The 22699-nt window shown below is 38.6% G+C and carries 17 protein-coding genes; 15 read left to right on the top strand and 2 right to left on the bottom strand.

Annotated elements, in window-relative coordinates; all coding sequences use genetic code 11:
- The first annotated feature begins 783 nt into the window (after positions 1-783).
- A complete protein-coding gene (locus GFH32_RS16600; protein WP_153512659.1) occupies positions 784-999 on the top strand; it encodes an RNA polymerase sigma factor in 216 nt (71 codons plus the stop codon).
- Positions 1000-1149: 150 nt separating this feature from the next.
- Complete coding sequence (locus GFH32_RS16595; protein ID WP_153512658.1) at positions 1150-4392, top strand: PVC-type heme-binding CxxCH protein; 3243 nt, start codon at positions 1150-1152, stop codon at positions 4390-4392.
- Positions 4393-4634: 242 nt separating this feature from the next.
- Here the strand turns inward: GFH32_RS16595 and GFH32_RS16590 are convergent, their stop codons facing one another.
- Entirely contained in the window at positions 4635-5675 is a 1041-nt protein-coding gene (locus tag GFH32_RS16590) for a helix-turn-helix transcriptional regulator (RefSeq protein WP_153512657.1), read from the bottom strand.
- Positions 5676-6506: 831 nt separating this feature from the next.
- Here GFH32_RS16590 and GFH32_RS16585 point away from each other — a divergent pair.
- The gene (locus tag GFH32_RS16585) at positions 6507-7601 is read left to right on the top strand and encodes a slipin family protein (protein WP_153512656.1); all 1095 of its coding nucleotides are present in this window, start codon (positions 6507-6509) and stop codon (positions 7599-7601) included.
- A 67-nt stretch (positions 7602-7668) separates the two neighbouring features.
- Entirely contained in the window at positions 7669-9090 is a 1422-nt protein-coding gene (locus tag GFH32_RS16580) for an RtcB family protein (protein ID WP_153512655.1), read from the top strand.
- A 361-nt stretch (positions 9091-9451) separates the two neighbouring features.
- Here the strand turns inward: GFH32_RS16580 and GFH32_RS16575 are convergent, their stop codons facing one another.
- Positions 9452-10612 carry an FG-GAP repeat domain-containing protein gene (locus tag GFH32_RS16575; protein WP_153512654.1) on the bottom strand — a complete coding sequence of 387 codons (1161 nt, stop codon included), beginning with the start codon at positions 10610-10612 and terminating at the stop codon, positions 9452-9454.
- Positions 10613-11024: 412 nt separating this feature from the next.
- Between GFH32_RS16575 and GFH32_RS16570 the strand changes: the two genes are divergently transcribed.
- The 11 genes from GFH32_RS16570 to GFH32_RS16520 all read left to right on the top strand — a co-directional run bounded on the left by GFH32_RS16570 (position 11025) and on the right by GFH32_RS16520 (position 22699).
- On the top strand, positions 11025-12317 hold the full coding sequence (locus GFH32_RS16570) for a mandelate racemase/muconate lactonizing enzyme family protein (RefSeq protein ID WP_153512653.1): 1293 nt from the start codon (positions 11025-11027) through the stop codon (positions 12315-12317).
- Positions 12318-12347: 30 nt separating this feature from the next.
- Positions 12348-13448 (top strand): plastocyanin/azurin family copper-binding protein, encoded by a 1101-nt coding sequence (locus tag GFH32_RS16565; RefSeq protein ID WP_153512652.1) that lies wholly within the window; start codon positions 12348-12350, stop codon positions 13446-13448.
- A complete protein-coding gene (locus GFH32_RS16560) occupies positions 13448-14935 on the top strand; it encodes a DUF7133 domain-containing protein (RefSeq protein WP_153512651.1) in 1488 nt (495 codons plus the stop codon). The genes GFH32_RS16565 and GFH32_RS16560 overlap by 1 nt, the downstream gene beginning before the upstream one ends.
- A gap of 645 nt (positions 14936-15580) precedes the next feature.
- Positions 15581-16738 carry an acyloxyacyl hydrolase gene (locus GFH32_RS16555; RefSeq protein ID WP_153512650.1) on the top strand — a complete coding sequence of 386 codons (1158 nt, stop codon included), beginning with the start codon at positions 15581-15583 and terminating at the stop codon, positions 16736-16738.
- 206 nt (positions 16739-16944) lie between these two features.
- Positions 16945-17469: a hypothetical protein gene (locus GFH32_RS16550; protein WP_153512649.1), complete on the top strand. Its 525-nt coding sequence runs from the start codon at positions 16945-16947 to the stop codon at positions 17467-17469.
- A 127-nt stretch (positions 17470-17596) separates the two neighbouring features.
- Complete coding sequence (locus tag GFH32_RS16545) at positions 17597-18016, top strand: hypothetical protein (protein WP_153512648.1); 420 nt, start codon at positions 17597-17599, stop codon at positions 18014-18016.
- A 91-nt stretch (positions 18017-18107) separates the two neighbouring features.
- On the top strand, positions 18108-19211 hold the full coding sequence (locus GFH32_RS16540; RefSeq protein ID WP_153512647.1) for a hypothetical protein: 1104 nt from the start codon (positions 18108-18110) through the stop codon (positions 19209-19211).
- Positions 19212-19226: 15 nt separating this feature from the next.
- A complete protein-coding gene (locus GFH32_RS16535; protein ID WP_153512646.1) occupies positions 19227-19790 on the top strand; it encodes a GNAT family N-acetyltransferase in 564 nt (187 codons plus the stop codon).
- Between the two features lie 139 nt (positions 19791-19929).
- Positions 19930-20631, top strand: a complete 702-nt coding sequence (locus GFH32_RS16530) for an ABC transporter ATP-binding protein (RefSeq protein ID WP_153512645.1) — start codon at positions 19930-19932, stop codon at positions 20629-20631.
- Entirely contained in the window at positions 20612-21565 is a 954-nt protein-coding gene (locus GFH32_RS16525) for an HlyD family secretion protein (protein ID WP_153512644.1), read from the top strand. Before GFH32_RS16530 ends, GFH32_RS16525 begins: the two co-directional genes overlap by 20 nt.
- Entirely contained in the window at positions 21566-22699 is a 1134-nt protein-coding gene (locus GFH32_RS16520; RefSeq protein ID WP_153512643.1) for an ABC transporter permease, read from the top strand.

Genomic DNA, 22699 nt, shown 5'->3' with positions numbered 1-22699 from the left:
TGTGAGGCAAAGATACTAATCTATTTTTTGTGCTTTTCCAAATTTTTAATCGCTTCTACAGCATTATGAATATATAATTCTTTTAGTCCTATTATTAGATTCAATTCTTCTTTACGACTAAGTTTATCTTTCTGTGCTACGCTATTCAGATTTATATCAAATTTTACATCTGGCATTATACCTTCACTGATTTTATAAATTTTCCCCGTTCTATCTTTTATAACATCAGTTGTAAGATTGACTAATTATTCATTTGTTATTTCAAAAGGCCTATTTGAATTCTGTTTAACGAAATAATTATAGCGCAATTGTTATAGAACATACATTTCTATACGTTTTTTATAGTTTACTTCAAAAGTACAACTCGTTGATTTTTAATAATATTGGTCCCTCGATGTGCCCCCTAAGTTGTTGTGGCGCAAAGGTAGGATTCGTATAACAGTTTGGCTTAAAACAAACATATTTGAAAATCAATAATTATAATTATTTAACGTTTTATACTGATCCGTATTAGTATTTTTAAGTAAATAAAACACTATGCTAAAGTATGTTTTGATCGCCTTTTTCTCCCCGATATTAATTTAAAAGGAAGTCGCTCAAACAAGGTCGACTAAAATTAAAAATTTAGTCGCACTTGCTCATAATTTAAGCTAAAAGAGAATATACCGTTTTAGTTTCTGCCTTGTGAATCTCTAATTCAGAGCTATTGATAATAAAAATGATTTTACTATATTTGATTACCTTGTGTACACAAGCTCTCGGAGAGGACCTAAATTTTTCATAATGAGTTTATTAAGTGAGTATACTGATGCACAGTTATTTGCTCGTGTTAAAACTGATGATCATGCAGCTTTTACGGAGATTTATGAACGGTATTGGAGCGTCTTGTTTATACATGCATTTAAGATTATCGAGAATGAAGAAAAAGCTATGGATGTCGTTCAAGATAATAGTCCTAATCAATTAGGATGTGTCTGCCAGTTTATCGAGTTGCTTTAGAAACATATTGTTATTAATGAATGATTCGTGAATTGTTGTTCAGGTACCATTCGAGAGAATATCCCTTGTAATGTGATAATTATTATCTCCAATTTGATACATGCTCAAAAGTGCTATGTAAGATTTTCAGCTTATTTGAAAAAACAGAAGATGATGAGTTTTAGAAAGAATAATATTGTTGGTCAGCGATTCTTTAAAAGTGTTATCCCGACCGAGATAGACCAGAAGTCTATACTGAATTCGGCGACGATAAATGAATCGCCTAAGGTAAGCTCAATTTTTTCAACAATTTTATTCCTTGCAATGGGATTCTGTTTGTCAATGCTTTCCAGCTGTGGACAAAAATCTGAGAAGACCACGGAGTTAATGTCCTATCTAAATGTCCCAGATGGTTTTGTAATAGAAGAGGCTGTATCGCCAGATCTTATTTCCTTTCCAATGTTCGCAAGCTTTGACGATCAGGGTCGATTGTTTGTGTTCGAATCGACGGGCGTAAATACGATGGGAACGGAAAAAATGCTCGCTGAACCAAGCTATCATATCCGCCTTCTGGAGGATTCGGATGGAGATGGGAAATTTGATAAAAGTACAATTTACGTAGATAGTATACCGCTACCAATGGGTGGAACTTTCTATCAAGGGAGTTTGTATGCTGCGGCACCTCCAAATTTAATGCGTTATACCGACACAGAGAATGATGGAAAAGCAGATAAAAAAGAGGTCATTCTAAACGGGTGGGTACTCAATGCCAATGCTGCTACCTTGCATGGGCCATTTATGGGCCCTGATGGATGGCTGTATCTATGTGACGCCCGTCGCAGTTTTGATATTAAAACCAAAGAAGGAACTCAGCTAAAAGGTAAAGGTGCGAGAATATGGCGTTGTCGTCCGGATGGAACTGGACTAGAGCCAGTTGCTGGTGGAGGATTTGACAATACGATTGAGATGGTCTTCATGCCTGGAGGTGAGACTATAGGAACGATGACATATTTCACTGATCCACAAAATGGACAACGAGATGCCCTTATGCATTGGGTTGAAGGCGGAGTGTATCCGAAATATAATAGTGTTATCGACGAAGATCAATTAAAATTGACTGGAGAGTTAATGCCAGTTATGACAAAATTACCAAGAATAGCACACTCGGGTTTATTGCGATACCGAGGGGATGGTCTCGGACAGGATTATGATGGTGATTTATTTAGTGCTGTGTTCAATACCGGTAAAATCACGAGACATCGGATTACGCCAACAGGTGCTACATTCAAGACAGTGGAGGAGGATTTTATGACCTCAAAAAATCCAGATACACATCCTACCGATGTTCTTCAAGATGCCGATGGAAGTTTATTAGTAATCATTACTGGAGGTTGGTTTATCGAAGGATGTCCTTTATCGCGTGTCGCCAAACCAGACGTTCGAGGTGGAATTTATAGGATTCGAAAAAAGGACGCAAAACCCGTTAACGATCCATGGGGAAAAGAACTTGAACTCGATAAGCGCAAGCCTGAAGATCTTGTTGGATATTTAAATGACCAGCGTGTCATGGTTAGGGATGCAGCTGTTGAAAGATTAGTTGCAGCGGGACCTAACGCTGTACCATCTTTAGTCGGGATGCTTGGTGATAAGGTGGAAGGAAATAGAATTTCGAGTGTTTTTGCCTTGGCGCGCATTGCAACTAAGGAAGCGATCGCCGCGGTTCGTACAGCGCTCCAGGATAAGAGCGCAATGGTTCGGGTGGCCGCCGTACGTAGTCTCGGTCTTGCTAGAGATCGGGAGTCCGTAGATGTGCTTATGCAAATGGTTGAACGAGATTCAGCATCCGTTCGTCGTCAAGCTGCGACCGCACTCGGACAAATTGGAGATCCGCGATGTATACCAGCATTATTAAAAGCTGCTGACAATCCAAACGATCGTTTTGTTGAACACTCAATTATTCACAGTTTAATTATACTTAAAAAACCAGACCTGTTGATTCCTGCATTGACTAGTGGAGGAGAAGGTACCCGGAAGGCTGCTCTTATTGCTCTTGATCAAATGGATGAATCGCCACTAAGACAGGAACAGCTATTGGCTTTTTTACAAAGTAATCAGAAGACTTTACGAAATACCGGCATATGGGTTGCTTCCCATCGCCCCAAATGGGCTGATATGGTGATTACTTTCCTCCAAACCGGGCTGAACATCGAAGCGCTAGACAAGGAAGAGCTCAATTCCATTCAAAAGTTATTGATAACATTCAGTCAAAATGAGAAAATTCAAAGCTATATGGCGAAGGAGCTAGCGAATGGTGAAGCTTCTACATCTTGGAAAGAATTGCTGCTTACTGTTATTTCAGAAAGTCCGGTGAAAGAGTTGCCGAAGATCTGGACAATGCAGTTGGGGAATCTGCTTCGGTCAAAAGATGATGTATTGAAACGAAGTGTTCTGAATTTGATTGAATCTCGAAGGTTGCCGTCACTCAATCAAGAGCTGTCGAAAATTATTGAGGATAGTTCTGTGGATGCTGATTTCAGGATAGGGGCACTGGCTGCACGCGGAATGAGTAAGCCGGAGCTTTCCGATAAGGAGTTTCAAATATTGACGGGATTCTTAAAGCCTCCTGCGGAATCTCCAATCCGTCAGTCTGCTTCCCGACTAATAGCTCGGTCTAAACTTAACGAAGCACAGCTCGAGGTTCTTGCTGAGCAATATGTTGCATCGGTAGATTTATTTCTTCTCCCAAGTTTGATGACAGCATTTGAAGGAAGCAATAGTGAAGTTGTCGGATCCGCGCTTATAAAAGCGCTAAGTCAGACCACAGACCGATTGGATAATCTCTCAGAGCAAGATATGCAAAAACTATTGGCAAATTTTCCTGAAAAGGTTCAGAAGGAAGGGAAACCATTAATGGAAGCTTTGAAAACACGTCATGCAGAGCGTCTAGCAAAATTAGAGAAATTAGAAGCAACCTTAAGTCGCGGAGATCTCGATCGCGGGCGTAAGTTGTTTTTTGGGAAGGCCGCTTGTTTTACCTGTCATGCTGTAGGTTTAGAAGGAGCTCATTTTGGACCTGACTTAAGCAATATTGGCGAAATCAGATCCAGCCATGATATTTTGGAAGCAATCGTCTACCCAAGCGTGAGTTTTGCTAGGGAATACGATACCTATCAGATAAAGACAAAAACGAAAACTTATCTAGGTGTGATAAAAGAACAACTTCCAGATCTCGTTATCCTGTCGGTTGGCCCAGGGGCTGAAGTGAGAATTCCAAGGTCTGAAATCATTTCCTCGGAACAGCATGCTGTGTCCATGATGCCACCAGGGCTGGAAAAGAGTTTAAGTAATGAAGAGCTGTCTGATTTGATGGCCTATCTAAAGTCATTGCCGGACTCCTACAAGACTATGAAATAGGACAGAACAATCAGAATCTTGATAAAGGGCGTTTCATGATATAGGGGTTTATTTGTCAGTTCTCCACATCAATACGTTCTTTTAGAAGATTAAGATGCTATACTGGGGCGGGCTCTATTAAGTTAGTAGCCCGTCTTCTTTTTATTCCTATCAAAGCAAGTGTATTTTTGAACAGATATCTCCGAGGGGATTTTACGAGCTTTCGTAACAACGGCGTTTAATTCGCCTTAAAAGACTAAGCGCTATCGTCGCATGGGTTCGATGTCTGGGTCGTCGTAGTGTTTGAGTGCTCTTTGAAGTCGGCTGTTAATTCGTTTCCTTAAAATCGAAGGTGAGATTACCGTCATGTTTTCTCCGAATCCTAAAATCTCTCGCTCTAATTCATAATTTAGCACAACATCTATTCTAATCACGATATTGCCATTCTCTCTCCGTCTAACAATTGTTTGGGAATGATGTATAGGTTTTGTCTCCACGTAAGGGGCATTCTTCGTATCTACTTCGATGATCACCCTTTGTCCTCTATCCCTGGGACTTTTACTGACACCAATTGTATCATCAAAATAACGTTCGAAATCTACGCCTTCATAGGAGATAAATCCAGTTTTTGCCATTTCTTGAATTTCAACGATACGATCAAGCGCTAGTGTGATTAATGTGTCGGATCTCTTCGGTAAGCAAATGACAAACCAGCGATTTCTATATTCTTTCAGTAAATAAGGATAATATACAGTATCGATACTTTCTTTCGATTTAAACGACTTATAGGTAATAAGAAGAGGTATCTCTTCCCGAATCGCTTTATGAAGTGGAGTTATCCATTCTAAGCCCTTTAGTAACTTGTTGCTTTCCATTTGTATAACAGACTTCTGTTTCCCCTCAGTTTTGCTGAGGTTGTTTTCAAGCCGTACAATCAGGTCGCTCATTTCCTCAAAATAGGCGAAGCCATTAAGGTGTTTTAAAACATCCACGACCTCCTTGATTTTTTCAATATCTAGATTAGATATTGGAGAGTTGCTGATACTGTAATTCGGATCCGAATAACTGTAGTATTTTCGTTCTGTCACAACAATTGGAGCATTATAACTTAATTTGTTGCTGCGCATAATTTGAATATCCCCCTGAATCGTGCGCTTACTAATGCCAGAGTGTATGCCTTCTAACTCATAAAGTTCATCAGAAACCTTTTCAATAAGATCATCTAAAGTCCATTTTCGATGGCTTTGACGAAGACATTTGTCTATTATTTTATATCGAATTAATGCGAGTTTATTAACGGACATCCTTAAAGCATGAAATTTATGAATATACCAAAGATAGTTAAACCAAGTTTACTGCGCAATAGATTTGCGTATATGGTTGATTTGTTATTTTATGTTCGTTTGTGTGGAAATTAATGTATTTGATAATAAGGGTGTTATGATTAATTTTTGTCTTTTTATTATGCTTCTTTATCTGCGCAAATATGCTGCGCACATAGCTGTGCATCTTTGTATTGTCAGCAATGACATTGTTCTTTGATTCACAGTAAAAGCTTAAAGATATTTGCTTCAGAAAAAGCAAAAAGAAACTTTTAAGTCATTTATCTATCCTAGATTTTTGTTTCTGTATAGCAGGATAGTATTGATTCTTTTGAATACAATATACTGATACGATATTTCGGTCTTAAAAGTACACCGCTGCACTCGCAGGTTCGATTCCTGCTTCCCTTAAAAAGGTAGTTCTGGATTGAGTGTGGCTCTAAAAATGGTGGGTTCGAGTCCCACACACATCAATGCTATGTGTCTTCGGTTGGAAAAGCGAAAGCTTTTCAAGTTATGACTTTCTTCCAAAAAGTCTCGTATTCAAGCTTTTCTTTTTTTAATCAGTTAGGAGATGATTTTTTTTAATCTCGATAACATTCCATTTAAGTCTTAGCAATGCAAGACAAATGACTGATTCCATCGGAAACTCTTTTGTGATAAAAGGTTATTTCAATTCGAAACTAAACTTTAGTCATAACCGTAAATTCCACTTGAGTCAATCGTTCCTTTTGCGTTCCGACTTAGATTGAAGATTGAAAAAATGAAAAGCTTTATTAAACATAAATAGATAAAAATTTAAATAAAGATATTATGAAAAGGATTACAATAAACGGAAATGAAATTGGGTTGTTGATAAAAGATGAGGCGCCAATTCGCGTCTTGACTACAGGTAAGCATTGGATTGGCTTTGGCAAAAAATACGAAATCTATGATATTACTAAACCTTTTCGGTCAGCCTTTGAGATAGATTTATTATTGCAAATTGAAGGATTTAAAGAAAGAGTTCACCCGGTAGAAGTTGGTGATTCGGAGATCTGTATTGTCGCCATGAATCATAATTTTAAGGAAATACTTGGTCCTGGACGCTATATATTTTGGAAAGGAATTTATGAATACACTTTTCAAATAGAAGATCTTTCAGCGATTGAAATTTCAGAACGCGTTAGTAAAGTTTGGTTGAACTTTGCTGTATTTTCAAACTACGTGCGACGCTTCACAGTCGCGCCATCTGAAAGGGCTTTGATGTTTATTGACGGAAAGTTCAATCAAATTTTGGAAGCTGGTGAGTACACTTGGTGGAAAAACAGTACAAAGATTGATATTGCTAAGGCAGATATGCGTCTGATTAATTTGGAGATTATTGGACAAGAGATATTAACAAAGGATAAAGCTCAAATTCGTATAAACTTTTCGGCGCAATACCAAGTGCTGGATATCATAAAAGCTTTGTTAAATAATAAAGAGTTTGAAAAGCAGCTTTACGTATTGATGCAGTTAGCATTGCGCTCTTTCGTTGGGCAATTAACTTTAGACGAGTTGATGGAGAATAAGGTTGAAATCGCAGAGCATGTAATTTCTTCGACAGCAGATCAAGTGGATTTGTTAGGTGTAAAAGTTATGATTGCTGGTATCAAAGATATTATTCTTCCAGGCGATATTCGAGAGATAATGAATCAAGTATTGCTTGCTGAGAAAAGAGCTCAAGCCAATATTATCACTCGAAGAGAAGAGACTGCTTCGACTAGAAGTTTGATGAATACTGCGAAGTTGATGGAAGATAATGCGATGCTATTCAAGTTGAAAGAGATGGAGTATGTTGAGAAAATAGCGGAAAAAATCAATAGCATTTCGGTGTCTGGTAATGGGCAAATAGTCGATCAATTAAAGCAATTGTTCGTAAAATAATAAGAGGTATAAAGAGGCGCAAGAGACGATGGAGTGTAATTGTCTCTTGCATTTAGAATGAATTAAAATGGAAAATAAGAGAATAAATGGATATGATTTGATTGAATTAGGGTTTCCCGAAAACATTTCGTTAGGGATTGCACTACAGATCAACAAGCAGCGATTAGGTTTCTCAAGAGAGGAAATGTTGGCTAAGTATAAAGCGGTTTTAGAAAATCCCGCGGAATTCATGACGGACAATATATTTAAACCGCTTGCGGAATTCTTACAAAATATGGCAGCTCAAAGCGAAGAGCTAATTGCATTGAAAGATAGCAATGACGCATACGTTGTGTTTGGTGAGGAGCATATTGAACAAGGAGCAAGGGATCAAATGAATACAGCCATGCGTCTTCCTGTAGCTGTTGCTGGCGCCTTAATGCCTGATGCACATCAAGGGTATGGATTACCAATTGGTGGTGTGCTAGCGACTCGGAACGCTGTTATTCCTTACGGTGTAGGAGTAGATATTGGATGCCGTATGGCTTTATCTATTTTTGATATACCTGAGTCTTATTTGTTAACCCATCATGATGTGCTTAAACAAATATTGATGGATAACACAAAATTTGGTGCAGGTCATGGTTTCTTGAAAAATGAAAGATCGAATCATAGCGTTTTGGATCATGCAGCTTTTACAGAGAATACGTTTGTTTCTACTTTGAAAGATAAAGCATGGACCCAATTGGGATCTTCTGGGGGAGGGAATCACTTCGTAGAGTTTGGAATTATGGAATTTGATCAGGGAGACGCAGATCTCGCTATTGAAAAAGGAAGATATCTTGCTTTGCTTACACATTCCGGCTCACGTGGCCTTGGTGCAACAATTGCAGACCATTATACTAAAGTTGCTATGGATAATTGTAAGTTGCCTTATATGGCTCGCCATCTTGCTTATTTAGATTTAGATTCGCAGGCAGGACAAGAGTATTGGTTGGCGATGAACTTAGCGGGAGACTATGCGTCAGCCTGTCATGAGATTATTCATGAAAAGATCAGAAAAGCGGTAGGCGCAGAATTGTTAGCGAAAATTGAAAATCATCATAATTTCGCTTGGAAGGAAAAATGGAACAATCAAGAAGTTATTGTCCATAGAAAAGGTGCTACGCCAGCTTCGAAGGGGACATTGGGTATTATCCCAGGTTCAATGGCGACTCCTGGATTCTTAGTTAGAGGAAAAGGAGAGGAGGCATCAATTAATTCGGCTTCGCATGGCGCTGGACGATTGATGAGCCGAACAAAAGCTGTCAAAACTCTTAATAAGTACGATTTGAAAGCTATGCTTTCTGATCATGGGGTTACTTTATTGGGCGCTGGAATGGATGAGGCTCCAATGGCATATAAGGATATTCATACCGTTATGGAAGCACAACGTGATTTAGTAGATACAATTGCTACATTTCATCCTAAAATTGTACGAATGGCAGATGACGGTTCTAAAGAAGATTAGATCATAAAATAATCCGCATCATAAAGGCACAGTATCCGTACGGTGCTTTTTCTTTTTTAGCAGTTTCTCCTTGGTTGTTCACTGCTATAATGCTCGATTTATTTAAATCAAGTAAACCTTTCTTTGACGCCGATACATTAATCCCTTATTTCGGCAATTAGTTTGTAAAGGGTAAAGCCATGATTATCTTATTGAAAAGCGTGCATCAGAGTACATGGATATTTTGTTTGTTCTAGGTTTTTCCGCGGGCAAAAACTTGATATGGTATCTACTAGATTGTCTTTGTAAACTTATCACATATAACGCGCAAATAAGACATCATATGACGCTAGTAAAAAGCAAAGTCAGTTTTCTGACATGATCATTTCGTCCCTTCGTTAAAGAATATGTAAAGTCCATCTTTTCCTGCAACGATTACATCTTGGCGACCTGTCCCTTTTAAATCGGCTAGGGAGAAATAGATACCTGCGCCTTTCCCTTCACCAACAGGACCATAGCTGATGATATCCTTTGTGAAAGATTCACCATTCCATTTAAAATAATATAAACCATAGGGGTCATTAGCACCTGGATCACCGCCATTGTGTGCTCTGAAGCGTTTTCCTGTTACCAATTCCATTTCCCCATCTCCATCTATATCAACCCATTCCATTGTATGATATTGCGAATTATTTGCATCGATAACGTGTTTTTTCCATGATCGCTTTCCTTTGCTAGATGTCTGTTGCTCATACCAATCTAAACCATATCCATGCGCTTGTCCAACAATCAGATCATTTAATCCATCCTTATTAATGTCAACAATTAAAACAGGAATACTCGCATGTCCAAAGTCAAAATCTTCATGTAGTATCCATTTTCCATTGGGTTGATTTGGAGCTTCGAGCCAACCCTTATCTATAACGATATCGATGCGTTTATCGCCATTAATATCTCCAAATCCAAGTCCATGCCCATGAGTCGGGGCAACGTCAACTTTTGTAAATTGTGCATCTGAATTATTACTTGTATTTGCTTGTAGCTTATAATATTTTAAAGGTTGATTCGGCGTGTTAGGGATAATCTCAACAATTCCATCTCCATCTAAATCAAAACCACGTGCTGTCTCGATATTGCCGGTTTTATCAATAACATGTCGTTTCCATGCTTTATTGTTTCCGGGGTTCTCTAGCCAATAGAGTGTGGCCTCAAACCAGCCGCCAGTAACAATGTCAATCTTTCCATCTTTATTCACATCTAAGAGAATGGTAGAGAAGTCATCCCAATATTCCTGAACGCGATTGATCTCCGCAATGAAATGACGTTGCACAAAGTGAGGACCTTCATACCAAAAAGCACCAGAGACTAAGTCTGGATGTCCATCATTATTTATATCGGCAACTCCAACAGATTCATAGGTCTCCGACGAGACTTTCATCTTACGGAATTCAACAGGTCCAACGGGAGACGATGGATTCTTTGTTTGTGCATGGCTGGTAAACACGCACGCAAGTGCATAGGTTAGTAAAATGGTTAGGCGCATAATACAAGTTAATAAGACACAGTTGTTTAACTGTCATGGGGTGTCATGCTAGATTTACGCGTTCATACGTTTATTGGAATTGCTCATTTGCTGTATGCATTAATCATATGCCCTAGCGATTTGGCTTAGCACATTCAATGAACATATAGTACTGTTTTATCTACTTGTATTTGTTTTTTACAATTTATCCAATTAGATTAGTAAATATTAACCAAATCACATCTCGAAAAACATGATGAATAATAATTAACGCAATTCATCATACATTATAATCAATTACCGTGAACGTAAACGATGTTAAGGAGGTGAACGTAATTTTATGGATAGACGAACGTTTATTGAGCACTGTAGCTATATGCTCGCAGTTTCTCAAACAAGCCTCTTGAACAGATCAACGAATAAACTAAAACCTATGTTTAATCAACTATCAGTCTCTAAGGTTCATGCAGTTATCGAAAAGGAAAAGCTGCGATTTCCCTTTGGATTTAAAGGAGCATACCTCACCGAGTTATGGCAAGCTATAGCATACGTGGAGGATGCTGACGGCCATTACGGCGTAGGGATGGGTACACAAAGCGTATTGTATGCCGATGCGGAGGCATTTGCGTCAACGGATGAAGCTACGGGAAATACATGGATGTTTGAAGTAAGTAAAGCCGCATTAGCCTGGTTGTGTGATAAAAAGTTTTCTAATCCTGTAGAAGCAATGGATCAACTTGTTCCTTATTTGGAGGGAAAAGGCAAACATATTACTGGACGTGCAGCTTTGCACATCAATTTTATCTTCAATGCGCTAGTCTCTGTAGACAACGCTCTGTGGATGTTATATGGAAATAAGCGGGGAGTGAAGAGTTTTCAACAGCTAATACCTGAGAAATACCGTGAGGCCTTCGCAAACCAGAATCGCGAAGTTGCGGTCATGTTTCAAATTTCTTACAGTATGCCGCTACAAGAAATTGCCAATGCTGTTGACCAAGGATACTATGTGTTTAAAATCAAAACAGGAAGTCCCGGAAATCAGCAGGAAATGTTGAATCAAGATAAGGCGCGCTTAAAGGTAATACATGATGTTATCAATGAAAGGCTGGCCGCTTCCAATTCCAAGATCCCGATCTATTACACAATGGATGCTAACGGCCGATACGAACGCAAAAAAGATCTTATTAATTATCTGGATTATGCAAAAGAGATTGGTGCTTTTGAGCGCATTCTGTTGTATGAAGAGCCCTTTGTTGAGGCCAATCAAGAGCGCGTCGAAGATTTAGGCGTATTGGTCGGGGCCGATGAAAGTATACATAGCGAACAGGATGCCTATCGAAAAATTGAACTAGGATACAATGCTTTTATCTTAAAGGGCATTGCTAAAACACTCAGTTTAACGATGAAAATCGCAAAAATTGCACATGAAAATAAAATTCCTTGTCTATGTTCTGACTTGACCGTAAATCCCGTTCTGATGGAATGGAATAAGATGATTGCGGCGAGCCTCACACCATTCCCCATTCTCGGGACAGGCTTGATGGAGACCAATGGTGATATGAACTATCAAAAATGGGAAGATATGAAACTTCGACATCCTTATCCTGATGCGGAATGGACGAAAGTAAAAGCAGGTAAATATTATCTAAATCAAGATTTCTTTGATCGAATGGGAGGGATACTCACCGTTTCCGATCATTATAAGCAATTGTTGCACATCAAATAAATTAGAAAACATTGAATCCTAAACCGAATCATGTATAAAAAAGTAAGTTTAAGTATTATCGCTTGCTTAGTCATATTACTCTTAGGTAGTAATAAATGTTTAAGTCAAGCGAAGCGGGTGCCTGCTAAAGAAATTAAGATGACGGTACTTCCCGGGCTTAGATTTGATGTCCCGAGGTTTCATGTGCAACCTGGACAACAAGTTCATATCAATTTCGAAAATACAGATGATATGGACCATAATCTACTGGTCCTAAAGCCTGGAACGCGAGAACAGATTGTTAATCTTGCAGCAAAATTAGGCGCGCAAGGTATGGCAAAGTCTTACGTGCCGGAGAGCTCATCAATTCTTTGGCATACAAAAATATTGCATGGCGGACAAAAAGAACGGCTGTCTTTTACGGCTCCAAAGGAAGAGGGTATCTATCCTTATGTCTGTACATTCCCAGGGCATGGGCATGTAATGTATGGCGCAATGTACGTCAGCAAAGTTGAGAAATTACCAGAATTAGCGCATGATCCTAACATCCCAAAACAGAGCAGCCACAGTGATCACCAACAGCATCAGCATAAAAATCATCCCTATGAATTAGTCCCTCCATATTATTATCGGCTCTATATTGAAGGAGCGAGTCCAGCAGCAATTGCAGTTCACCTACCAGGTCAACTTTCTTATTGCTGGGATGCATCGTTATCCGACCTGAGGTTTCTGTGGAAAGGTGAATTTGTTGATAATGCCGCGTTGTGGAAGGGACATAAAGATGCGAAAGCAAAGATTTTAGGAGACATCTTCTACCAAGAGAAGCGACTTCCTAGCCTTTCTCTCCTTGGCGTAAATAGTATTGTCAAGCGAAAATTTAAAGGCTATAAGGTGTTAAAAGATAAATATCTAGAGTTTCATTATCAGTTGAACGAATTAGACATCTACGAAACGATTAGAGAAACGCCCGATCGAAAGGGGATTGTACGCTCTTTTCGAATTCCTAAATTAAGTTCGGATTTACAATTCAACTATACCAAAACAGACGGAGTGCAATGTTTCTTTAAAGGGAAGCCACTAACGACAGAGACCTTAAAATTAAGCTCTTCGGAAGGACGAGTTTTTAGTGTAGAATATAAAATTAACAAATAATGAAATCGTTATACTATTATCTTCTATGTGTGACTACACTATTGGCTTCATGTGGAGAAAACTATTCTGATGAAAGCGAAGTTTACTATATTGACTCTATCAGCACACCAGAGGGCCTAACGGCAGAAGTCGCAGCGTTAGACGCCATGCCTGACGGACGTATTGTTGCGAGCTTTATGCGAGGAGAAATTATGATCTATAATCCCCAAACAAAAGAGTGGAAATTGTTCGCTTCCGGACTCCATGAACCCTTAGGGATCAAAGTGATTAATGATAAAGAAATGCTGGTGATGCAACTGCCAGAATTGACCCTGCTTAAAGATACCGATGCTGATGGGCTTGCCGACGAATTTCAGACAGTTTATGACGGGTTTGGGATGACAGGTAATTACCATGAATTTACGTATGGACCTGTTGAAGATAAGAACGGGAATCTGTATATCGCTTTAAATTCATCGTCTTCTGGCGGGGGAATATCAAATGAATTGCGTGGCGATACCTTGATGATTGGTAAATCCAAAACGGATATTGCCATGTTCTCCGTAGTTCCATACAGAGGCTGGGTGATGAAGATAGATAAACAACTTAATGTTACGCCATTCGCTTCGGGATTTCGCTCACCAAATGGAATAGCGCTAGACGCCAAGGATAGGCTGTACGTCACAGAAAATCAAGGAGACTGGGTAGCATCGAGTCCACTCTATCATGTAGAAGAAGGAAAGCATTATGGTCATCCTGCAAGTTTAGTGTGGTCAAAGGGCTGGGATAGCGGAAATCCGTTTGAGCTTTCAGTCGACCAGTTGGATTCCATGCGTGTAAAGCCGACAATCATATTTCCTCATAATTTACTAGCGAATTCACCTACGCAACCTATACTGATTAAAAACAACCAGAAATTGAAGGATTTCGAAGGGCAGTTTATTATCGGCGAGATGAGTAGTGAACGCTTGGTTCGGGTGATGCTTGAAGAAGTTAATGGTGTAATGCAAGGGGCGGCAACTATTTTTATTGAAGGAAATGGTTTAAGGAAAGGTAACAATAGGTTAGTTTTTTCTCCAAACGGAGACTTATGGATTGGGCAAGCTGATCATGGCTGGCTCGGTGATCGCGGAATACAGCGGATACGATTTACGGGAAAGCCAGCATTCGACGTCAAAGATGTAAAGATAAAGAAAGATGGGTTTGAACTCAATTTTACACAGGAGGTCGCTGAGGAAGCTGTATTGCCGATTGACAGCTTAGTAAAAATTAGACGATACAAATACCATTACCATAAAAAATATGGATCCGATCAAATCGATGTTGCCGCGATTCCAATTGAAAAAGCAGATTGGTCAAATTCAAGACGAAAATTAAATCTGAAATTAGATCAGTTGGAGAAAGGCTATGTTTATGAAATAGCACTTGACAAATTGAATAATGAGGGATTGAAAGATTCTATACAAAATAAATTAATCATGTATACGGTCAAAGAGCTTCCTCATTGATATTGGAAGAAGGTAGTTTCAGTTTTTCATTGAGGCAATTTCATGCTGCGGTTAATAGGAAAATTTGGGTTATCAACTGCGAACAGTCGTATAATCGAATCTGTAAACAATTCTCAAAATTAAGTGACTTCTGAGTGCTTTACATTTAATACGGTCAATTTAGGAAGATAGAAATTCTGGTTGTTAATATTAAGTTAATATTCAGTATGTTTTTTTTATTTTCAAGCTAATAGATTGACTTAGATTTTGAACATACTGCTTTCGATAATCATGGACTTTCTTCGAAGCATTCTCGAACCATTCTCGAAGCAGGCTTATGCCATTCTTGGGGTTGAACTATTATTAATCTAGCGAATGACGCGAATTTGTTAACAATTTTGAATGTTGTTTTTTGTAATTCGACTTTCTTAAATGACCTAGATTTTTATAGGTAATCTAGCTCTAAGTTGTGAAATAGAATTTTTGGTAATGAGCGTATAATTTCTTAGTTTTATTTCTTATCAGGAAATACCAATTGTATTGAAGCCTTTGATTCAGATACGTAATAGAAGCTGCCGCTGCAAATTTGTATTTAGCAAGGGCTTTTTCTTGTTAACGGCCATCTTCTACTTTGTTTCCGTTTGCTATGGACAAGAAAGAGCGTTAATGTCAAATGGAGACAGTACTCGAATTCCATTTACTAAATTCTCACATCACTTTTCTGCAGAGGTCCGTTCGGCTTATGTTTTTCCTACATCACCCTTTTATAAGAGTGAGATTGCAAATGATGCCCTTACAAAGCAAGCAATTGCTGGGCATGTGCGGTATTCTTTTGCGCTCCCAAAAGGAAGCCTAGGGAATCAGATATTTTCCAAGACCCAGCAAGGAATTGGGGTGGCGGTTTTCAGTTTTGGAAACGATCGAGAATTAGGAACTCCAATTGCGAGTTATCTATTTCAAAATGCCGAAATATTAAGACTTAGTAAACTAAGTTCGCTGCATTATGAATGGAATTTTGGGCTCTCCAGTGGTTGGCGACCCTATAATCCCGTTAGTAATCCTATGAATATGGTCATGGGATCTAAGGTCAATGCATATATTAACTTGGGCTTATTTTTTAAATGGCGTCTAAATAAGCAATGGAATATGATGACCGGAGCAGATTTTACACATTTCTCGAATGGTAATACAGAATATCCTAATGCGGGGCTAAATATGATTGGTGCGAAGCTCGGATTGGCTTATAATCTAACAGAGCATCGCCCGAAAGAGGGAGAAATTGTGGAAACAGCACTTGTACCCTCTTTCCCAAGACATGTAAGTTATGATTTCGTTTTGTTCGGATCCTGGCGTAGAAAAGGGATAGAATTTGGAAATACCCAAGTGGCGTCTCCAGACAAATACCCCGTTGTTGGTGCATATTTTGCGCCGATGTACAATTTAGGGTATAGAATGCGTGCGGGTGTTTCCATCGATATGCTCTATGATGGCAGTGGGAATGTCTACACTGAGGATTATATTGTTGGAACAGAACAGCCGTTTTATAAACCACATTGGAAAGAACAACTTGCGCTTGGTTTGTCTGGTAGAGCAGATTTCACGATGCCAATTTTTACCATAAGCGTTGGCATTGGTACGCATATTCTTCATCGCGGCGGCGATTTTAGCGGTACATATCAGAGTTTAGCGCTTAAAACGAAGGTCACGCGCAGTACCTTTCTACATATTGGCTATAGTATTAAAGATTTTAGAGATCCCAATTATCTCATGTTGGGCATTGGTTATCGTTTCAATAATAAAACTCCGCTTCTAGTCAATTTTTAATTAGTTCAATATTTTATTTGTGTTACCTTTTTGTGAATTAGATTTCTTTAGGCGAAATATTGCGTATATTTAGGCGCATTATATTTTTCGTTATGAGCCGTGTTTCTTGTTGTGTTTTCTTTCTGATTACTGGTTTGTGTCTGTTTGTTAATTCTTCTTGTAGTAAGGATGATAAGGTCCGTTCCGTTATTACAGCTAAAGAGGTTATGATTTACAAGCTTGAAAAAATCGAAATCGTTGAGAGCAAGCTCTTCGTTGGTTCAAAAGATGGTGGGGTTGAAGAACGGCTTAAGCGCCCTGTTCGCGATTATTTATGGGTTAAATTGGGTGGGATAAATGCAATAGAGTCTCGTGCTAAAGATTCGTTGAGGGTATTTAAAGATGTCCTGACAGAATATCCTGAGCAATACGAGGCTAACAAATTTCAATTTAAAGTCGGACAAAGTGATTCTTTATTTCGGTGGAATATCTATGCTAATTTTTGGCAGTACTATGGTAGATTTCCGTCTGATCGACAACATATTTATTATGAGCGTAATTTTTCGACTTTGCATAAGAAACGTCCAAATATCTCCTTCGATTTAAGCGACGATAGTGAGGGATATGCGAGTAAGGATGATTTCTTCTGGGGTAATGAATATCATTTTCCAACGATTAAACATATGACAGAGAAAACGGATACCGTCATGTACTGCAATGTGCGTTATGTCTACAAAAAGGTAAAAAATTAAGGGGTTTTTCAGAACACTAGTAATAATTCCTGATATTTAATATTAATTTTTCGTTAGTTATTTAATACTTTTAACTTTTATCGAGAATAAGTCTTAATTTTATCCAATATTAATAATCGACTAGGAAATGACCAATATTAAAGAACGTGTTCTCCATATCGCAGAGGTAAAAGGAATCTCAAAAATTGAATTTTTTCGAGATTTGGGGCTATCCTACGCTAATTTCAAAGGTATTCAAAAAACATCTGCATTAGGTTCTGACGCGGTGGCTAGTATTTTAGCTTCACACTCGGATATTGATCCAGAATGGTTATTGAATGGCGCTGGTGGGATGTTTCGTGGAAGCACTGCAGACGCAGATCATCAAGCCTTAACGCTGCCATCGAAAATTGACGAAATTGAACAAAGTAATGCGGTCATTGAAGCCTTAGAAAAGGTTATTTCGGCGCAACAGACAACGATAAATTCTCAGGAAATGACAATCAATGCGTTGAACAAATATATTGAAGCCATGGGAAAGAAAAAAGGAAAGAAGAAGAAGGGATAGTAGAAAGAGATTTAAAATATTTAAAAGCCAGATTCTCCTCAGATGATCTGGCTTTTTTATTTTACTCATATTTTTTGAGTACTTTAGGTTAATGAGTTTAAGACATCAAATTTGTTTAATCCTATTTGGACTTTTCTTTTTTGTACAGCTAGCAAATGGACAGGAGAAGATTGATCGATGGGAAAGCTTTTATAACAAAGATAGTACTGCAGTAGGTTTTAAAGACCAGCATGGTCAAATCCGCTTGGATTCGATTTATCTGCCATATTTGAATGTTGCTAGAAGTTTTGAAAGTATTATGACGATTGGAAAGGCAGATGGAGATATCTGGGACGGATATTTCTTAACAAAGTCTGGGAACATCGTTGGACATGATAGTATATATTTTTTTGATAATACACCCGATTGTGAAAATGAAGGATTTATCAGATTTAGGGATAAGAAAAGTGATAAAGTAGGGATTTTTAATTCCCGTGGTGAGATTCAGATACCTGCTGAGTACGATGGACTAACGAAAGTTAGGAACGGATTGATCATCGGATTGAAAGGGGCAAAAAAAAGGTACCTCAAGGATAATCAAGGGAATCAAACTGATGAACATTATGTTTGGGAGGCAGGGCAGGAGGTATTGATCGACACGCTGAATCAAGTACTTGTTGAACGGTTTCCTTATAATGACGATCTAAATTATTATAGCGTTTCGATTAGTGAAGAACCTTCTGCTGATCCGACAAGGAATTCGTTTAAAGGGGTCAATGGAAAATATTATAGTTTTATAAATTATGAGTTAGAACTCGAACAGCAAATTGCAACCTTACTAAGCACGGGGCTAAGCCCGGAAAAGTTAGCGAGTTTCTGTTTTGAGGAAGTTACATATTCGGATGATAAGTTAGGGTGGATTGCCCTTCCAAAGGAAGAATTTGTTTACCGTTTTTATCAAGCTGTTCAGAAGGAATTACAGAAATTAACGGCAAATCGTGATCAATGTTTTTTTACGCTTGATGGCTTAAATCCATTTATTTTTGAATCGGCTTTATACAAAGAATATTATGATCCTTGTGGATTTTCCAATGATTGGAAATATCCTTCCGTTAATTTCGTGATTAATCAGTCCAAGGATTTTTCTAAGCGGCAAACTCACTTACATTTTTTAAGAACGAAAGAGGGATTTAAGCTAATCATGGTTAGTTTGTAAACTCGTTATTATATTATGCAGATACGAAGAGGAGAGCTTAAAGATGCAGAGACGATTGCAACGCATCTTTTGTTGGCTATGGAAGATATCGTCTATCAATTTATTGGAGAGAAAAATTATGATGAAGCTTATCGCTTTCTATCAACATTGGTGAAACATCAAGGGAATCAATATTCTTATGATAATAACTGGGTTCTAGTAGAGCATAGCCAGATTATCGGCACTGCTTTAGTTTACGATGGCGGGAGATTGGAAGAGCTACGTGCACCGGTTGGTCGATTAATTAAGGATGCTTATGAGTTAGACTTTAATCCAGAGGATGAAACGCAAGCCGGAGAATATTATATTGATTGTCTTGCCGTAGATCCGAATCAACAAGGAAGAGGTATTGGAACTACGATTCTGAACTTCCTAATTGATGAATATGTGCATAAAGGGGGTAATGTGCTTGGTTTATTAGTTGATGAATCGAACCCTAGTGCGAAAAAGTTATACGAGCGATTAGGTTTTCTGACCGTTACTGAAAAAGCATTGCTAGGGAAGAGAATGTTTCATATGCAGTTGTCGCATAGGCATTAAACAAAGCCTGTTTGTATAGCATAACCTATAATACTATATTGTTTTCGACATTTCCTTTTAATGGATCAAAGTCGATTTTATCGAAAATCGAGCGGATTACAAACTTTGAAAGGCTAAAGCTGTTATATTGCCATAGTTTATGAAAGAAGAAATTGTCAAGTTAGTTGCTGTAAATAAAATTTATAAAACTGGCGATACGAGCATCACTGCGCTCGATAAGACAGATATCGGTTTTAATAGTGGCGAGCTTACGTTAATTATGGGCCCATCCGGCAGTGGGAAAACTACCCTATTATCAATATTAGGTTTTGTCATTTATCCGACATCGGGTTCTGTATTTTATAAGGGCTCGGCGGTAACCCAGTTAAAAGAAAATGCTTTGGCAGACTTGCGATTGAAGGAGATAGGCTTTGTTTTCCAGCACTTTAACCTTATTGAGCCGTTAACGGCATTAGAAAACGTCATGCAACCACTAATTCTTCAAGGTCTTTCTTCTTCACAGGCTTCAGAGAAGGCAAAAAGGGCTTTAGATGAGGTCGGATTAGCAGACCGTTATAAGAATTTGCCGAAGAAATTAAGTGGAGGGCAAAAGCAACGTGTTTCTATTGCACGCGCACTTGTTACTGAACCCGCAATGATTCTGTGTGATGAACCAACAGCATCCTTAGATGCAAAGAGCGCAGAGACAATAATGAATGAACTAAAAGCTTTAGCGAATTCCGGAAAGGCTGTAATTATTGTAACTCACGATTTGCGACTTAGAAAATTTGCTGATCGCGTGATTTTTGTTGAAGAAGGGATTGTATCCAATACGATTAAAAATGAAGAAGACTATAAATAGGATCTTATCTAGTTTCCCAATAATATTGCTATTACTTGCTTCTTATTCCTGCACGAATAAGAAAGAAGAAAAGCAGCAATCAAATGCGCAAATCTTGGAAGCTGTCAAAGAAATTAAGGCAATAGGTAAAGTTGTGAGTGCTAAAGATTGGACTGTCATCTCTTCCAATATCTCTGCGCGAATAAAACAATTGTATGTTCAAGAAGGTGATACTTTAGGAGTCGGGCAGCTGATCATGCAATTGGAGCCGGGTAATGCTGACTTGGATGTAGAACAGGCGCAAGCCGAGTTGAATAGCTTGACGAAAGAAAATAATACGCTTCGTGCTGACATTGAAAAGGCGCAGATTTATGCGAATGAGTTAAAGGAAAAATACGAGGTCTCCAAGCGTCTTTTTGATCAAGAGGCCGAGACTAGAGAGCATTTGAATACTGATCGCTCCAATTGGCAACAGCAGGAATTGACCGTTCGTGGCTTGCGTCAAAAACTTCAGGCGCAGCAAGCCAGGGCGAATGAGCAAAAGATTCAAATTCAAAAGGTCAAGAATGAAAAAACTGATTTTGAGATAAGGGCGGCTTCCTCGGGGATATTGACAGATTTGAACGCTAAATTAGGGCAGAGTATACAAAGCGCTATGGAATTGGGTAAAATAATCGATGTTGAACAGACCATGATTGAAGCAGAAATTGATGAGCTCTTTGTGAATGATGTTCAGCTGAATCAGTCAGTTTTAATATTTCCGGTCGGTCGTAAAGATCATGCTGCAAAGGGGCATATTTCATATTTGAGTCCTGTCTTATCCGAGAAGTCTATACTCTATGAAACGGCAAATGAAGGCCAGGATCGTCGGGTAAGGAGAGTAAAGATAACTGTAGATGAAGGGAGTAAACTGACGATCAATTCGAAGGTGGATTGCACGATAAAAATACGGTAAATGTTAAAATTGGCCTTTAAATTTATTCGATTCGACCGCGCTAAAAGTGTTGGAATTATTGTCGCGATAGTGATTAGTATTTTCCTTATTGGCCAACAATTAGGCCTATTATTTTTTTTAATGGGGTTAATGGGCAATTTAGTAGGCAACGCTCCAATTCAGGAAAACGAACTGTGGATTATTGAAGCACAGAGCAATAATATCAATGCCGTCAATAGTATTGATCAACGGCTAGTCCAAGAAATAGGGAGTCTTCCTGCGGTCGACATAGCTTACCCTGTTGTATTAGCACCTGCACAGGCGACTTTTCTAGATGGGAAAACCGCTGCAGTGACTTTAGTTGGTGCTAGTGCACCGGAATTTGTCATGGGGCCAAATGCCGATCGCATTTTGCAAGGGGATCAACATTCTTTAATGCAGCCAAATGCTGTCTCTGCGGAAATATTTAGTGCTAAAACTTGGAATACGGAATTACAGGTTGGTAAAGCAATTGAGTTGAATGGGAAAGGAGCAACCATCAGTTTACTTACAAAAAATGCGCAAGCTTTTGGTGCTAGTTTAATGTATACATCCTTAGATAATGCTCGAATACTGGGAAATGCGGATCCGTCAAAAGTGAGTATTGTGATCGCTAAGTTGCGTGAGGGAGCTGATAAAGAACAATTAAGAACAGATATTCAGCAACTGTTCCCACATTTGCAGGCTTGGGATCCCCAGAAACTACAAAGTTCTACGGTAAAGGAGATCTTGATTAGTTCTAACATGGGGATGAGTTTTGGGACATTAGTCCTATTTGCTATGATTAGCGGTTTCTTCATTATCGGATTGACATTGTATTCATCGGCTTTAGATCGAATTAAGGACTATGGGACACTTAAAGCTATTGGCGCAAAGAAAGGTTATGTCAATAAACTTATTGTAGCACAAGCGTTCCTATACGCTATTATAGGATACATAATTGCATTATTATTATTGTTTGGTTTTAAATTTGGCGTTGCGAGCTCAGGCCTTGTTATTCATATTTCTGTAGGTTTTGCGCTGTTTTTATTATTTCTTACTTTGCTAATTTCCATTGGAGGTTCGTTATTTGCCGTTCGTAGGATTTCTAAGCTTGAACCTGCCTCCGTATTTTGA

Origin of the sequence: Sphingobacteruim zhuxiongii (genome assembly GCF_009557615.1) — a bacterium.
GTDB classification, from domain to species: Bacteria; Bacteroidota; Bacteroidia; order Sphingobacteriales; family Sphingobacteriaceae; genus Sphingobacterium; species Sphingobacterium zhuxiongii.
Note: the sequence above shows the minus strand (reverse complement) of the source record. Positions and strands in the feature narration are given on the sequence as shown.

Excerpts from the sequence above, each read along its gene's own strand:
- GFH32_RS16550 (WP_153512649.1), top strand. The coding sequence starts at position 16,945 with ATGATTTACAAGCTTGAAAAAATCGAAATCGTTGAGAGCAAGCTCTTC.
- GFH32_RS16525 (WP_153512644.1), top strand. The coding sequence starts at position 20,612 with ATGAAGAAGACTATAAATAGGATCTTATCTAGTTTCCCAATAATATTG.
- GFH32_RS16565 (WP_153512652.1), top strand. The coding sequence starts at position 12,348 with ATGTATAAAAAAGTAAGTTTAAGTATTATCGCTTGCTTAGTCATATTA.
- GFH32_RS16595 (WP_153512658.1), top strand. The coding sequence starts at position 1,150 with ATGATGAGTTTTAGAAAGAATAATATTGTTGGTCAGCGATTCTTTAAA.
- GFH32_RS16585 (WP_153512656.1), top strand. The coding sequence starts at position 6,507 with ATGAAAAGGATTACAATAAACGGAAATGAAATTGGGTTGTTGATAAAA.
- GFH32_RS16545 (WP_153512648.1), top strand. The coding sequence starts at position 17,597 with ATGACCAATATTAAAGAACGTGTTCTCCATATCGCAGAGGTAAAAGGA.
- GFH32_RS16570 (WP_153512653.1), top strand. The coding sequence starts at position 11,025 with ATGTTTAATCAACTATCAGTCTCTAAGGTTCATGCAGTTATCGAAAAG.
- GFH32_RS16575 (WP_153512654.1), bottom strand. The coding sequence starts at position 10,612 with ATGCGCCTAACCATTTTACTAACCTATGCACTTGCGTGCGTGTTTACC.
- GFH32_RS16540 (WP_153512647.1), top strand. The coding sequence starts at position 18,108 with ATGAGTTTAAGACATCAAATTTGTTTAATCCTATTTGGACTTTTCTTT.
- GFH32_RS16535 (WP_153512646.1), top strand. The coding sequence starts at position 19,227 with ATGCAGATACGAAGAGGAGAGCTTAAAGATGCAGAGACGATTGCAACG.
- GFH32_RS16520 (WP_153512643.1), top strand. The coding sequence starts at position 21,566 with ATGTTAAAATTGGCCTTTAAATTTATTCGATTCGACCGCGCTAAAAGT.
- GFH32_RS16560 (WP_153512651.1), top strand. The coding sequence starts at position 13,448 with ATGAAATCGTTATACTATTATCTTCTATGTGTGACTACACTATTGGCT.
- GFH32_RS16590 (WP_153512657.1), bottom strand. The coding sequence starts at position 5,675 with ATGTCCGTTAATAAACTCGCATTAATTCGATATAAAATAATAGACAAA.
- GFH32_RS16580 (WP_153512655.1), top strand. The coding sequence starts at position 7,669 with ATGGAAAATAAGAGAATAAATGGATATGATTTGATTGAATTAGGGTTT.
- GFH32_RS16530 (WP_153512645.1), top strand. The coding sequence starts at position 19,930 with ATGAAAGAAGAAATTGTCAAGTTAGTTGCTGTAAATAAAATTTATAAA.
- GFH32_RS16600 (WP_153512659.1), top strand. The coding sequence starts at position 784 with ATGAGTTTATTAAGTGAGTATACTGATGCACAGTTATTTGCTCGTGTT.
- GFH32_RS16555 (WP_153512650.1), top strand. The coding sequence starts at position 15,581 with ATGTCAAATGGAGACAGTACTCGAATTCCATTTACTAAATTCTCACAT.